Source organism: Nocardioides malaquae (assembly GCF_015070385.1).
Taxonomy (GTDB): Bacteria; Actinomycetota; Actinomycetes; order Propionibacteriales; family Nocardioidaceae; genus Nocardioides; species Nocardioides malaquae.
The window spans coordinates 1-237 of record NZ_JADCSA010001177.1 but is presented as its reverse complement, the minus strand read 5'-3'; the positions used below and the strand labels follow the sequence as shown (position 1 = coordinate 237).

The 237-nt window shown below is 50.6% G+C and carries 1 pseudogene; it reads left to right on the top strand.

The window, feature by feature from the left end:
- Positions 1-237, top strand: a pseudogene (locus IEQ44_RS16505) (hypothetical protein); the annotation flags it as partial.

Below are 237 nucleotides of genomic sequence, written 5' to 3'. Positions count from 1 at the left end.
AAGTTAGATGAATATGAATTAGTCGGAGAACTGGCGCTTACAGGCGCTCTGCGTGGCGTTCCCGGCGCAATCTCCAGTGCAACTGGAGCTATTAAGTCGGGCAGCAAAATTATCGTCGCGAAAGATAACGAAGATGAAGTGGGGCTAATTAACGGTGAAGGATGCCTGATAGCCGATCATCTGCAAGCTGTCTGTGCGTTTCTGGAAGGTAAGCACGCTCTCGAACGCCCGAAACCA